Consider the following 13,865-nt stretch of genomic DNA (forward strand, 5'->3'; position numbering starts at 1 on the left):
GTAATACGAGTATGATAAATTATTAACGGATATCGCTGTTTGTTACAAAATCCCGTCACTGCTGGCATGAGAGACCGTTTCGTGTTGTTTAAAACAGTTAAGTTGTTGCTAATGAGTTGTAAGTGACTGTTTTTTTACTTTGTAAAAAAAAATCTCAAGCGATAGGTCACTTGAGATTTTAGTTCCATATTAAAACTATTTTACACTATACAATTTGCACTGTACTTACACCATTACTTTTCTTAGTAATTTGAACTTGCGTTGGAATACGTTCTTTTAAATTTTCGACGTGAGAAATAATCCCGATTAATTTGCCTTGAGATTGTAATGTTTCTAAAGTAGTAATTACAGTTTCTAAGGTGTTATTATCTAAAGTTCCGAAGCCTTCATCAATAAATAAGGAATCTATTTTAACGTTTTTACTCGCCAAATCCGATAGTCCTAAAGCCAGAGCTAAACTTATTATAAATTTTTCTCCACCACTAGAGGTATCAACCAGTCGCATTTGATCTGTTTGGTAATGATCTATTAAATTAAAATTAAGCTCTTCCTTAGGCTTGTAATCTGCTTCCATTTTTAACGAATAACGCTTATTTAAATTGTAAAGATGAACGTTGGCAAGATCTAATAAATGTTTCAAGGTTAAACGCTGTACGTACACATTAAATGCATCCTTAGAATTTCCTATTAATTTAAATAAGGAGCGCCAGGTGTTACATTCTTTTTCTTGGTCGGCTATTTTTTTATAAATGCCCTGATTTCGGTTTCTAATTTCTTGATCTTTTCTAAATGCTTCCTTAATCTGACCTTTGGCCGTAGAAAACCCATCCCGTTTTGCTTTTAATTCGCTTAAAGCCGATTTACTTTCTGCTTCCGAAATTTCAAAGTTTTTAGCAAGTTTTAATTTTTCTAAGGCTTTTTTATGTTCGCCTTGTAGTGTTTTTAACTTAAGCTGATTCTCCTGTAATCGTTGCTTCGCTTGCGTAAGCCTGTGTTTGTCTTCTGGGTTTAGAAGGGCTTTTTCTATTTCTTCTTTGCTCAAGAAACTGCTGTCTTTTAACTGGGATTTCAGAGTGGTGTCTAAGGCTAATTTTTCTTTTGCTAAAGTTTCTAGCTCGGTTACATGCGATTTTAGTAAAGTTTCTTTTTCTCGTTTCAGATCTAAAAGATTTTGTAATTCCTTTTTAAAGGATTCAAGTGTTCTAGTTAATTGAGCAACGGCGTCCGATAACTGCATTCTTTTGCCTTCTACGGTGATTTCAATGGGTAAAATAGCAATGCGGTCTACCTTTATTTTTTCGGCTTTTAATCTACTTTCTTCTAAAGCTTTTGTGTATTCTTTTTCAGAATTGATATGCGCCAGCATCTGCTTATCCAGATGTTCCAACGAAGCGTTAGTGATATTGATTTTTCCTTTAAGTGCTTCTAGGTCTTTTTGAGTGTTATTGAATTGGCCTATTTCTTTTTCTAAGTCTGCAATAAAGGCGTTTATGCGATCTATTTCCGGTAATTTATAGTCGAATTTAGATAATCTCGAAATTAAATCTTGTTCCAGAGCGGTGGTTGTCTGGGTTAATAAGATCATAGATTTTTGCCTGTGATTAATTTCTTCATTAGCATTTTTAATCGTTTCTCTTAGCGTGGCATCTTTCGTTTTTAAAGTTTCAATCTCTGCTTTTAATGTATCACGTGTTTTAGATAAACCGTCTTTTTTAGATTGTAATTTCTGCGTAGCTGTTATGGTTTCGTCTAAAGCGTTTAAAGTGTTCTTACATGTACTTAACGCTGTGTTTATTGTTTCTAAATCGGTTAATTCACAATGTAATACTAAAGATTTTGCTTTTAACTGAAGTGTTGCAATATCTGCACTAATGGTTTTTATTTGAGCGGTATAATTGTCAATTTGTGTTTGTAATGCGACTTCTTTTTTCTCTAAAGTAGATTTAGACGCTGTTAGGGTGTCTAAGTGTGCACGTCGTTTTTGTACTTCTAAATCGGATTTAGATACACCAACAGTGTCCATGTGTTCTGCAAACGGATGTTCTGTAGAACCACATAATCCACATGGTTGTCCAGGTTTTAAATGCTTCCGATCGGTTTCGTATTTAGCTATGCTTTTCTCTAATTCTAATATTTTTTCGGCATCGTTAACTGCCGTGTTTTGTACCGCTATTTGCTTAGTTAAGGTTTCTAATTCTGTTTGAAACTGTTTTAACTCTAAGCGTTGTTTTTGCTTGTTAGCTGTGTATTTTTGTAAACTAGCGGTTTCTTTTAACGCGTCTTCGGCATAGTTTTTAAACTGTTTCCAGTCGGATTCCGTTTTAGACGTTTTATCTTTTTTAGATATTAAATCGGATAATTTATGTTTATCTAACTCAAGAGAAATAGAATGTATGTCTTTGGTTATCCTTTCAATTTCGAACTCAGACTTTTTAAGTATAGTTTTGTTTTTGTCTAATTCTGAAGTCGTTATTGCAATAGTTTTTTTCTTGTTAGTAATAAAATCAGCATGCTCACTCAACGTGTTTTTAGAACTCTTTAAAGTGGATAATTTTGATGCCCAATTAGATAATTCGGCGTCCACTTCTACTAAATATTTGCTCTCAGAAACAAACCGTGCTTTGGTTTTAAGTTCAGATTCGGTTAGTGCTAAAGCTTTAGAATGTTCAAATTGTTCCTTTTTAGTCGCGTTAATCTCTAGTTTTAAGGCGTCTAATTTTTTTTCAGATTTTAATTGATCTTCCGTTTCTACTTTTAGTGCACTATCTAACTTTGTAATGATGTCAAATTTAGGTTGCCAGTCGTTAAATTCTTTTTTAGCGACTTCTAACAATGCGTTTTGTTTTGTGCTTAATGTTTCTAAAGCTTCAACTTTAGGCTTTAGTGCAGTGACTTCCGCTTGCAGTTTTTCTAATTGGTTTGCTTTCTCGGTGCTGTGTTTTTTATTCGTATTAAAATTCTGAATGAGTTCTTTAAATGGTTCAGCTTTTTCATTTAAATCTAATAACTCAAATTCCTGTTTGTTTTTTTCAAAATGACTTGAAATAATAGTCGCATGTTCCTCGAGTTGTTTAGACTGAACTGCTAATTCTTCAGATCTAACATACCAAGTTACTATCTGTTGCAATGCCTCTAATTTGCTTTCAGAATCTTTTAATTGAGTATCGAGCGCTTTATCTCTTTCGTTTAAATCGTTTTTAGCTTCATCGGTTAATACATCATCTGCATTAATCTTAGCTTGAATCTCTTTTAATTTATTTTCTTCTAAAGATCTGCGCTCTAAAATGCCTTGTCCGATTTTTTTATAAATTTCTTCGCCTGTAATTTGCTCTAAAAGCTTTCCTTTTTCTGTGCCTTTAGCCGATAAAAATGAAGCAAATTCGCCCTGAGCAAGCATAACAGATCTTAAAAACTGACCGTAATCTAATTGTGTCACCGCTATGATGTCGGCAATAACAGCGCGTTTTTGTGACGATAAAATGGTGTTTGTGGTTAGATTCTTTAAACTCACTTCTTCCTGCGGATTGGCATACGGGCGCCCTGTAGTAGGGTGCGCTAAACGCATTTGCCAGGAGGCTTCGTAAATGACATTTTCGTTTTCGAAAGTGACACGACTAAAAGCATGGTTGGCACCGTGACTTACAACATCTAATAATGTTCCTTTAGAACCGTTAAATCTTGGTACGCTGTGGTATAAGGCAATAGTAATGGCATCTAAAATTGTGGTTTTTCCAGCTCCAGTAGATCCTGTTATTGCAAATAATCCTACATCTTTAAAACGGTCGTCTTCAAAATTTATAATGCTTGGCGTATCCGATTTTAAAGAATTTATATTCTGTAATTCTATTTTTAAAATTTTCATGACTAAATGCGCTTATTGGTTTTTAACGGCTTGTAGGATTTCTTCAAACGCATCCATAACTTGCGGGTTTTTGTCTAAGTCAAAATCCATTTCTTTACATTTTAGTTTAAAAACTTCTGTAGGTTGTAATTCTTTAATCGATTTGCTGTTTGCTAATAACTCTTCGATACCTTTAATTTTTCGTTGCTTTTTTAAAGATATTTTTAAAATTTCGAAGGCATAATTTTCAGCTTCTTTTTTTAATTCGTCTGTATTTACCGAATGTGGCTCGTCCAGTACAATTTCTATCCAAGGTGTTAAATTAAAACCGTTAGACTCTATTTTTGGAAATTGAGAAATGCAGTCCTGAAGTGTTCCCGATAATCTTTGAATATTTCTAAAGTTGGGAATAATATCATCTGTAATCGCCGTGATTTTATTTTGTTCTAGTGTGAGTAGTATGACTTTTTTATCGTAATCAATCTCACTAAAACTTAATACGTTAGGCGATCCAGAATATCTCACTTTTTGATTTCCTCCAATAATTTGTGGTCTGTGTAAATGTCCTAGTGCAACATAATCGAAGTAGGAAGGAAAGTCTTCTTCTCCGATATGGCCTAGTGTCCCAACATATATGTTTTGTTCACTATCCGATACAGAACCTCCCATGGCAAACAAATGTCCCATAGCTATTACAGGTGCTTCAGTAGTATTCATTTCTTTACATTGTGTAGCAACTTTATCGTAATGCTGTATTAAAGCCGTTTTATATTTGTCTGTTAGCTCTTCAAATGTTTCGCCTGCCGTGGCACGCCTAATATCGCCATCGCGTAAAAAAGGAACAGCGCCTATAATGATTTTTTCGTTATCGATATTAATTTCAAAAACTTCATCTTCTATATGTTCAGAAGCTTTTCCTACAACATATATAGATAGTGCTTTTAGTAAATCTTTTGGTGCATTTAAAGTGCCTGGCGAATCGTGATTTCCTCCTGTGATTATTACCGACTGACAGTTTGTATGCTGAAGTTTCATTAAAAAATTATAATACATGTGCAAGCTTTGATTGGATGGTGAACCGCTATCAAACACATCTCCCGAGATTAGCAAGACATCTATATGTTTAGTTTTAATGTAGTCTTCCAGCCAGCCCAAAAACAAGAGTTGTTCTTCTACTTGAGATTGTTCGTGTAATCGGTGTCCTAAATGCCAATCGGCAGTATGAAGTATTTTCATGTCGTTTAAATTAATATTTACACATTTTACATGTCTTTCAACATAAATGGTCAGAAAAGGGAGGTAATAGTAATGTCTAAATTAATAATCTATTCATTAATTATTCAAACATAATGAACCTTCTTTTTAAAACGAAATATTTAATACTGATAGATTTTAATTGTAATCGACTTTTTAATGGAAGCATAAATGGAGGTGAGATGCATCTATATCCGTACGCCAAGCGATAACCTATTCTAGCTCAGATGTTTTAAGTGTTATTGGCTAAAGAATGGTTTTGTATTGTTTTTTTAAAATAATTTCGTAAATGTTAACAGCATGCCTATCTTTGTGCCAACAATTAAAATTTAAACAAGTTAAATATGAAAAAACCCACTATCGGATTTATCGGACTAGGCCTTATGGGAGGTAACATGGTTGAAAATCTTCAAAAGAGAGGTTTCGAGCTAACCGTAATGGATCTTAACAAAGACGAAGTTGCAAAAGTTATCGCTCGCGGTAATGCTACTGAAGCGGCTACACCAAAAGAATTAGCAGAAAAAAGTGATATCATAATGTTCTGTCTTACGACTTCTGCTGTTGTAGAAAAGATTGTTTATGGTGAAGAAGGTATTTTAGCTGGTATTAAAGAAGGTGCTGTTTTAGTAGATTTCGGAACTTCAATTCCTGCTTCTACAATTAAGATTGGTAAAGACTTGGCTGAAAAAGGTGCAGGTATGATTGATGCTCCACTTGGACGTACACCAGCTCATGCCAAAGATGGATTACTTAACATTATGGCCGCTGGAAATAAAGAGACTTTCGAGAAAGTTAAGCCTGTTTTAGACGAACAAGGTGAAAACGTATTCTATTTAGGAGCTCTTGGTGCTGGACATACAACAAAGCTTATTAATAACTTTATGGGAATGACAACTGTAGTGGCTATGTCTCAGGCTTTCGCAGCAGCGAAACTTGCAGGAGTAGACACACAACAATTGTTTGATATCATGTCTTCTGGACCATCAAATTCTCCGTTTATGCAATTCTGTAAGAATTATGCAGTAGATAACGTAAGTGATTTAGGATTCTCAATTAACAATGCAAATAAAGATCTTGGATATTTTGTTCAAATGATGAACGACCTTGGTTCTACATCTGCAATTGCAGAAGCGACATCTTCTAACCTTAACGCAGCAGTAGCCGCAGATATGGGTAACGGAAATGTACCAGAAATCTTTGATTATTTCGTGAACTTGAAAAAATAATTCAAGACCCTAAATTTGTAAGAAAGGAATCTGCTATTATTAGCTAGATTTTATACAAAAACAGGATATATAAAAAATTGCGTGTTTTTAAGTCATTATTTTCTTAGGAAAAACGGACTTTTAAAACACGCAATTTTTTTTAATTAGAATATAAGTCTTTGGTTACTATTCGCTTTTATTCTTTACATAAATGAGTTTATGTTTACTTTTTTGATTTACTCTTTGGTCTATTTCGAACTCTCCAATAGATTTAATTAAAGGAGTTAGTTTTTCGAAACCATAGTTTCTAGAATCAAAATTGGGTTGCTTTTTTTGAAGTAAGCTTCCAACATCACCAAGAAATGCCCATCCGTCTTCGTCTGATAAATCAGAAATAGTTGTAGCGATAAGTTTGGTAACCTTAGGCGTGATTTTATCGATACTATCTTTTACGTGATCTTTCTGGTTAATATTTTCTTTCTTTTCGGTTTCGGTTTGCTTTCTTATGATTTCGATGTAGATAAATTTATCGCAAGCCACGATAAACGGATTTGGTGTTTTTTTCTCACCAATCCCTATTACTTGCATACCCGCTTCTCTTAATCTGGTTGCTAATTTAGTGAAATCACTATCGCTAGATACTAGACAAAATCCGCTTACTTTTTCATTGTAAAGAATATCCATGGCATCAATAATCATTGCCGAATCGGTCGCATTTTTTCCCGTGGTGTAGGCGTACTGTTGGATTGGAGTAATCGCATTTTGTAGCAATAAGTTCTTCCATTTAGATAGATGTGGGCTCGTCCAGTCGCCGTAAATTCTTTTAATGGTTGGATTCCCATATTTTGCGATTTCTTCCATCATTTCCTTAACGTCGGCAGATGGTATATTGTCTCCGTCTATTAATACGGCTAAATTCATATTCAAGTTGTTTTTTTGTAAGTCTTCGTTTTAATACTGAAGTTGCTTTTTATCGAATTACATATTCTAAGCAGAGGAACTAATTTAGCGAAAAAGGAATGAATAAGAATGAATTTAGAAGGAATTTAATAGCAGACTATAAATAAGACCTCTGATATCTGTTCTTGGATTAAGTAATTGGACTATTTTAAATAATTAAATATACATACCGGAACTTAAAGGAAGAAGTCTGTAAATTATTTAACAATCAACTAAAGGTAAGTTTATAGAAATAAAAAAGGGCTTCAATTGCTTGAAACCCTTTTAAACTCTAGTGACCTCGACTGGATTCAAACCAGTAACCTCTTGAGCCGTAATCAAGTGCGCTATTCAGTTGCGCCACGAGGCCTTTTTTGTGGGTGCAAATATATGAGGTTTATTAAAGTCTACCAAACTTTTTTATGATAAATTTCAATAAAAATTACCCGTATTTTTTGAGTAAAAAAGAATCTTTGTGTAATGTTTTGTGATTCAGTAGGTTTTAAACAATTTCTGCGCTTAAGCCAGCTTCTAATAATTTAGAACAACGAGGTTCTAATTCTTTATACGGACCTGTTTTAACGGTGCATTTGCCTTTGTAATGAACAATTATAGAGCATTGTTCTGCTTGTTCTGGGGTATGCTGGCACACATAAACAAGCGTTTCTATAACATGATCGAAGCTATTTACATCGTCGTTATATAACACAATTTCATTTTCTTTCTTTTCCTCGGTTTCAACGAGAACCTCTTCTAATACTTCTTCTCTAGTGCTCATTTTTAAACTTTTTTACTAATTTAAAAATTTTAGAGCAACCCAATTATTTCGCTCTATTTTTTCGCTTAGTTTTAACATATTGGCATTGCATTCTGCCTCAATAGTAGGAATATCGTCATTGTAAAAGCCACTTAAAAACAAGGCACCGTTTTTATTTAAACAAGATGCGTATGTCTTAATATCGTTTAATAAAATGTTTCTATTAATATTGGCGATTATTATATCGTAACTTTTACCGTCTAATAAGCTGGCGTCACCTTCATAAACCGTTATGTTTTTGCAGGCATTACGCTCTACATTTTCAATACTATTTAAATAGCACCAGTTATCAATATCTATAGCATCCAAGAGATTTGCTCCTCTCATTTCGGCAAGTATGGCTAAAACACCTGTGCCACATCCCATATCTAATACAGATTTTCCTGTAAAATCAGTTTTTAAGATATGCTGAATCATCATATGTGTTGTTTCATGATGTCCTGTTCCAAAACTCATTTTTGGCTCAATGATAATATCGTACTTGGTGTCGAATTTATCATGAAAAGGCGCACGAACGGCACACACATCATCTACAACTATAGGATTAAAGTTTTTTTCCCATTCTTCATTCCAATTGGTCTGTTCAATATCTTCGAAAGTATAGGTGATTTCAAACTCATCTGAACCTAAAATTTGTATATCTTCAAGAATGTTTTCATTCCATTCTTCCTTCTGAATATAGGCGGTAACACCAGTTTCTGTTTCAACAAAACTCTCAAATCCAGCATAGCCTAATTCTGCGATTAATATTTCTACACCTGGTTGTAAAGGCGTTACTTTAAATTCGTAACCTATATATATTTCTGCCATGTAATTTTTTTGACAAATTTACTAAGTATTACGCAGATACCGTTAAATTTGTCATAAAACTAAACAGACATGAACAAAATTATTGTTGCCCTTGTATTGCTTGCTATAGGTTTTACTGCCAAAGCACAAAATGACAATGATATTAAACTAGCCGCTTTACCTTATTATACCTTCGGAAAAGGAGTAGGTTTAACGTCGCCAGACAGTATTTTTAAGCTAAATATTCGTTTTAGAATGCAAAATCGAGCGACATATCTCGAATCTGAAACCGATAAAAACGGAGTAGAAGCCATGGTTAGACGTATGCGTTTAAAATTTGATGGCTATGTAGGAGATCCTAAATTTGTGTATGTTGTGCAGTTGTCTTTTGCTCCCGGAGATGTGGGTGTGATTGAAGATGGCGATAATATTAATATTATTAGAGATGCGGTTGTGTTTTATCGTCCTAACGAACATTGGAATGTTGGGTTTGGACAAACGAAATTACCGGGTAACAGACAGCGTATAAACTCGTCTGGAGCGTTACAATTAACAGATCGTACTATAAATAATGCGAGTTTTAATATTGATCGTGATTTTGGTTTGCAAGTGTATTATTTAAATGAAAAACCAGACACGTTCTCATATAATATAAAAACGGCAATTTCTACTGGAGAAGGTCGGAATTGGACCAAATTACCGGAGACAGGTTTAGCATATACCGCACGTTTAGAACTGTATCCGTTTGGTGCATTTACAGATAATGGAACGTTTTTTGAAGGTGATATCGCTCGCGAACCTACTCCAAAATTAATGCTTTCTGGGGTGTATCACTATAATGATGGTGCGCGTAGAACACGCGGTACTTTAGGATTGGAATTGTTCGAACAACGCGATTTAACGTCACTTTTATTTGATGCCATTGTAAAGTATAATGGTTGGGCGTTTCAAACTGCTTATATGAATCGTATGGCCGACAATCCTATTACTTATAACCCAGAGGATAGCAGTGAGTTTCGCTATGTTGTTGCAGGAGAAGGATTCGATGCTCAAGCGAGTTATATCTTTCCAAATAACTATGAAATTATTGGGCGTTACTCCAATCAGAAACCAGATCAGGATGTGGATTTAGTTATGCCGGAAACAAATCAATATAGTTTAGGTGTTACTAAATACATTTGGGAGCACAGTTTAAAGCTTCAGGCAGAATTAACCAAAACAGATTTTACACTTAACAATAACGATACCGATAGTTGGTACTTGCGTTTTCAAGTCGAAATCGGAATATAGTATTCTCATTATATAAAAAAAGAGGCTGTCTTTATAGTAAGGACAGCCTCTTTTTTTTATGATTGATTTTTAATTAAAATGCATTTACAATAGCAAAGAAATCTTCAGCATTTAGAGCTGCTCCTCCAATTAATCCACCATCTACATCAGGTTTAGAGAAAATTTCTTTTGCATTTCCTGGTTTTACACTTCCTCCGTATAAAATAGAAACACTATCGGCTACGGCATCACCGTATTTGTCTGCTAATGTTTTTCTAATAAAAGCATGCATGTCTTGAGCTTGCTCAGGACTTGCTGTTTCTCCAGTTCCAATAGCCCAAACAGGTTCGTAAGCTAAAACGATATTTTTAAAAGCATCTGCCTCTAAATGAAATAAGGCATTTTTAATCTGGCTTCCAACAACTGCTTCATGGTTTTCAGATTTTCTGTCGGCTAATTCTTCTCCAAAACAGAAGATAACACGCATATCATTGGCTAAAGCAGCATCTGTTTTTTTAGCTAATAATTCGTCTGTTTCATTAAAATATGCACGACGCTCACTATGTCCTAAGATTACAGTTTTTACACCAACACTCTTTAACATGCTCGCGCTAATTTCTCCGGTGTATGCTCCATTTTCTGCAAAGTGCATGTTCTGGGCAATAACCTCAATAGCATTATCTTTTAAGGTATTGTAAGCAGACCAAAGGTTCGTAAACGTTGGTGCTACCATAACTTCTGCATTAGATGTTATTGTGCTGTTTTTTAACGCAGTTAGCAATGTTTCGGTTTGTGCTAAATCATTGTTCATTTTCCAATTTCCTGCAACGATGTTCTTTCTCATAGTTTGTTCGTATTAATTAAATTATTGAAGTTTTACCTTGGGATCTAACCAAGCATAAACGATATCTACAAAAATATTGATTATTATGAATAAAAGGGCTATAATTAGCACAGAACCCATAATAATAGGTAAATCTAAAGTATTTAAAGCATTTACTATTTCTTTTCCTAAACCATTCCACCCAAAAACATACTCTACAAACACGGCTCCAGCAAGCATAGATGCAAACCAACCAGAAATGGCAGTTACCACAGGATTTAATGCATTTTTTACAGCGTGTTTTTTTATGATTTGAAATTCGGTTAATCCTTTTGCGCGTGCGGTTCTAATATAATCTTGATTAAAGACCTCTAATAAAGAGTTTCGCATTAGTTGAATTACCACTGCTAACGGACGAATACCTAAAACAATGGCAGGAAGGATTAAGTTTTTCCATTGAATATGCATGGCTTCCCCAAAGTCGTCTAGTTCGTACAAACTCCCTGTCATTTCTAAATTGGTGTATTCCTGAAGCAGATAACCAAATACCCATGCAAATAATATCGCACTAAAAAATGAGGGAACACTCATTCCAATTGTACTTAAAAACTGTATGCTTTTATCGATAAAAGTATCTTTGTACAAAGCTGAAATAATGCCTAAAAACACGCCTAAAATAATGGCTATTACAATAGCAGAAACTGCTAAAACAAAAGTGTTTGGTAGGGTTTCTGCTAAAACAAGACTTACTTTTTTACCTTGTTTAGTAAACGATTCCCTTAAATAAGGTGGTTTTAAAACAACATTGGTGTTTCCTAATTGAAAAAGGGAAACGGCATTATATTTTCCGTCGCGTAAAAATGTATAATCTTTTGAATCGGCAGAATGGAAAGATATGGGCGATAAATCGTTTAAATAATATCCGTATTGCACATTTAACGGTTTGTCGAACCCGTATTTATGTTTAATTATGGCTAATTGTTCACTGTCTTCATTTTGCCCCAGCATCATTTGTGCGGGATCGCCAGGTAACACATTAAATAAAAAGAATATAACTGTAACTACACCAAACAATGTTAGTAATGCATAAAATAATTTATTTAGTATGTAGTAGATCACAGTTTGTCGCTTAATTCACTTTAATAAGATTTAAATCGTCAACATCATTCCAATGTACTTTTTGTGTTACCGTCCCTTTGTTTAAAATTAAAATTCCGGGATTAGAACGTACTATGGTTTTTAAAGCGGTTTCGTCTGAGAAGTAAAAGTCGAAATTGAAATGATATTCTTGTTTTAGTTGATTTTGAATGTCTTCGCCTGAAGCAGTTAATCCAATAACGTTATAACCGTTCTTTTTGGCTTTGTCTCCAACATTTTTAATAGCCTGTAATCCTAGATTTTCAGATTTTTCTAGGTTGTAAGCAATCAATAAAACAACATGGTCGTCGTGTAAAATTTGCTCTGTAAGATCTTCGCCATCACGTTCGATTGAGAAATCGTGTATTGGCGCTTCGTAACCAGGATCTATAATTTCTGTATCCACACTAACAAACTCGCCCTCTACAGTAGGGTAGGAGCCCTTAGTAGTAAATACTTCCTCTTTTCCGTTTACGTTAAACGTCCACATATAATCAATATCGGCTTTTTGAGCGTCTTCAGGAACAATCATGTTATCCCATAAATTAGCACCTACATTATAAGGCCTAAAATCTACAACCGGTAAATGCATGAGAACATGATATCCGAAACTTAGACATGCAATAAAGCCTAAAAGAGCCATTACAGTAGTCTGAAACACGCTAAAGACAGGTTTAATATAACGCACTCCAGCAAACAGAATTAAGATAAAGACTAAAAGAATTATATCTTTAGAAAACGATTCCCAAGGGGTTAGTTTAATGGCATCTCCAAAACAACCACAATCTGTTACTTTATTAAAATACGCCGAATAGAAGGTTAGAAATGTAAAGAAGATAATCATGAGTAATAAGCTCCAAACCGTGAATTTTGGTTTGTAACCTATTAAAAGGAAAATACCTAAAAGCACTTCAAAAATCACGACTAATATTGATATGATTAAAGCATAAGGCTCTAAAAAGGTTAAATTAAGAACCGCTGCGCTGAAATATTCTTCTAGTTTGAATGAAAAACCAATCGGATCATTGAGTTTAATTAAACCTGAAATGATGAATAATATACCAACGAAAATTCTACTAAGACTTACTAATGCTTTCATATATATAGGGTGAGATTCTTTACTGTCTACGTATTAAATTTAGTTATTTGGCTTCTAAATGAATTAAAGCAAATACCGAATAGTTTATCATATCTTGGTAGTTAGCATCAATACCTTCGCTAACTAAGGTTTTACCTTTATTATCTTCGATTTGTTTTACACGAAGTAATTTTTGTAGAATTAAATCGGTTAACGAGCTCACACGCATGTCTCTCCAAGCTTCTCCATAATCATGGTTTTTATCCATCATTAATTGCTTGGTTTGTCCAATTTTTTCATCGTATAAATCGGTGGCCTCAATCGTGCTTAAATCGGGTTGCGTAGCTACACCTTTTTCAAGTTGTATTAGGGCCATAATGCAATAATTAATAACACCAATAAATTCGGACACTTCATCTTCATCAACTTTATGAACATCATTTTCTTGTAGTCCTCGAATACGTTGTGCTTTAATAAAAATCTGGTCGGTTAAAGAAGGTAATCTTAAAATGCGCCAAGCACAGCCGTAATCTTTCATCTTATTAATAAACAAACTTCTACAATTAGTAATGACTGCGTCGTATTGTTTTGAGGTATCTTGCATAAATTGAATTGAATTTTCCGTAAATTTCGCATAATTTAATGGAATAACAAACTTAAAGCTTTTCTATATCTGTTTTGAATAAAACTATAAATTGCAAAGGACAACTTAT

At 34.1% G+C, this 13,865-nt stretch carries 11 protein-coding genes and 1 tRNA gene; 2 read left to right on the forward strand and 10 right to left on the reverse strand.

From position 1 onward, the window contains the following. Positions 1–205: 205 nt before the first annotated feature. Both AC0UBM_RS16815 and AC0UBM_RS16820 read right to left on the reverse strand, forming a co-directional pair. The gene (locus AC0UBM_RS16815; protein WP_475689408.1) at positions 206–3,862 is read right to left on the reverse strand and encodes an AAA family ATPase; all 3,657 of its coding nucleotides are present in this window, start codon (positions 3,860–3,862) and stop codon (positions 206–208) included. 12 nt (positions 3,863–3,874) lie between these two features. Then, positions 3,875–5,077 carry an exonuclease SbcCD subunit D C-terminal domain-containing protein gene (locus tag AC0UBM_RS16820; RefSeq protein ID WP_475689409.1) on the reverse strand — a complete coding sequence of 401 codons (1,203 nt, stop codon included), beginning with the start codon at positions 5,075–5,077 and terminating at the stop codon, positions 3,875–3,877. A 362-nt stretch (positions 5,078–5,439) separates the two neighbouring features. Between AC0UBM_RS16820 and AC0UBM_RS16825 the strand changes: the two genes are divergently transcribed. Further along, positions 5,440–6,321 (forward strand): NAD(P)-dependent oxidoreductase, encoded by an 882-nt coding sequence (locus tag AC0UBM_RS16825; RefSeq protein ID WP_475689410.1) that lies wholly within the window; start codon positions 5,440–5,442, stop codon positions 6,319–6,321. A 165-nt stretch (positions 6,322–6,486) separates the two neighbouring features. On the opposite strand, the gene AC0UBM_RS16830 is transcribed toward AC0UBM_RS16825, so the two are convergent. From AC0UBM_RS16830 to prmA, 4 genes are all read right to left on the reverse strand, one after another. Next, a complete protein-coding gene (locus AC0UBM_RS16830; RefSeq protein WP_414035201.1) occupies positions 6,487–7,227 on the reverse strand; it encodes an NYN domain-containing protein in 741 nt (246 codons plus the stop codon). A 308-nt stretch (positions 7,228–7,535) separates the two neighbouring features. Continuing rightward, positions 7,536–7,609, reverse strand: a tRNA-Arg gene (locus tag AC0UBM_RS16835). Between the two features lie 132 nt (positions 7,610–7,741). Then, the gene (locus AC0UBM_RS16840; protein WP_414035202.1) at positions 7,742–8,017 is read right to left on the reverse strand and encodes an ATP-dependent Clp protease adaptor ClpS; all 276 of its coding nucleotides are present in this window, start codon (positions 8,015–8,017) and stop codon (positions 7,742–7,744) included. Positions 8,018–8,032: 15 nt separating this feature from the next. Continuing rightward, positions 8,033–8,866, reverse strand: coding sequence for a 50S ribosomal protein L11 methyltransferase (prmA, locus tag AC0UBM_RS16845; RefSeq protein ID WP_475689411.1), 834 nt, complete (start codon positions 8,864–8,866; stop codon positions 8,033–8,035). 69 nt (positions 8,867–8,935) lie between these two features. On the opposite strand from prmA, the gene AC0UBM_RS16850 reads away from it, so the two are divergent. Further along, on the forward strand, positions 8,936–10,135 hold the full coding sequence (locus AC0UBM_RS16850) for a porin (protein ID WP_414035204.1): 1,200 nt from the start codon (positions 8,936–8,938) through the stop codon (positions 10,133–10,135). A gap of 73 nt (positions 10,136–10,208) precedes the next feature. Here AC0UBM_RS16850 and tpiA read toward each other — a convergent pair whose 3' ends face one another. The 4 genes from tpiA to AC0UBM_RS16870 are packed head-to-tail and all read right to left on the reverse strand — an operon-like array spanning position 10,209 to position 13,756. Continuing rightward, positions 10,209–10,958 (reverse strand): triose-phosphate isomerase, encoded by a 750-nt coding sequence (gene tpiA, locus AC0UBM_RS16855; protein ID WP_414035205.1) that lies wholly within the window; start codon positions 10,956–10,958, stop codon positions 10,209–10,211. A 21-nt stretch (positions 10,959–10,979) separates the two neighbouring features. After that, positions 10,980–12,056 (reverse strand): ABC transporter permease, encoded by a 1,077-nt coding sequence (locus AC0UBM_RS16860; RefSeq protein ID WP_475689412.1) that lies wholly within the window; start codon positions 12,054–12,056, stop codon positions 10,980–10,982. 10 nt (positions 12,057–12,066) lie between these two features. Continuing rightward, positions 12,067–13,173 (reverse strand): BT_3928 family protein, encoded by a 1,107-nt coding sequence (locus AC0UBM_RS16865; RefSeq protein ID WP_475689413.1) that lies wholly within the window; start codon positions 13,171–13,173, stop codon positions 12,067–12,069. Between the two features lie 43 nt (positions 13,174–13,216). Beyond that, positions 13,217–13,756 (reverse strand): DUF1599 domain-containing protein, encoded by a 540-nt coding sequence (locus tag AC0UBM_RS16870; RefSeq protein ID WP_434036793.1) that lies wholly within the window; start codon positions 13,754–13,756, stop codon positions 13,217–13,219. Between the last annotated feature and the right edge of the window lie 109 nt (positions 13,757–13,865).

It is taken from the genome of Formosa sp. F44 (assembly GCF_056238645.1).

Coding starts and splice junctions, on each gene's coding strand:
- AC0UBM_RS16815 (WP_475689408.1), bottom strand. CDS start 3,862: ATGAAAATTTTAAAAATAGAATTACAGAATATAAATTCTTTAAAATCG.
- prmA (WP_475689411.1), bottom strand. CDS start 8,866: ATGGCAGAAATATATATAGGTTACGAATTTAAAGTAACGCCTTTACAA.
- AC0UBM_RS16820 (WP_475689409.1), bottom strand. CDS start 5,077: ATGAAAATACTTCATACTGCCGATTGGCATTTAGGACACCGATTACAC.
- AC0UBM_RS16840 (WP_414035202.1), bottom strand. CDS start 8,017: ATGAGCACTAGAGAAGAAGTATTAGAAGAGGTTCTCGTTGAAACCGAG.
- AC0UBM_RS16865 (WP_475689413.1), bottom strand. CDS start 13,173: ATGAAAGCATTAGTAAGTCTTAGTAGAATTTTCGTTGGTATATTATTC.
- tpiA (WP_414035205.1), bottom strand. CDS start 10,958: ATGAGAAAGAACATCGTTGCAGGAAATTGGAAAATGAACAATGATTTA.
- AC0UBM_RS16825 (WP_475689410.1), top strand. CDS start 5,440: ATGAAAAAACCCACTATCGGATTTATCGGACTAGGCCTTATGGGAGGT.
- AC0UBM_RS16850 (WP_414035204.1), top strand. CDS start 8,936: ATGAACAAAATTATTGTTGCCCTTGTATTGCTTGCTATAGGTTTTACT.
- AC0UBM_RS16870 (WP_434036793.1), bottom strand. CDS start 13,756: ATGCAAGATACCTCAAAACAATACGACGCAGTCATTACTAATTGTAGA.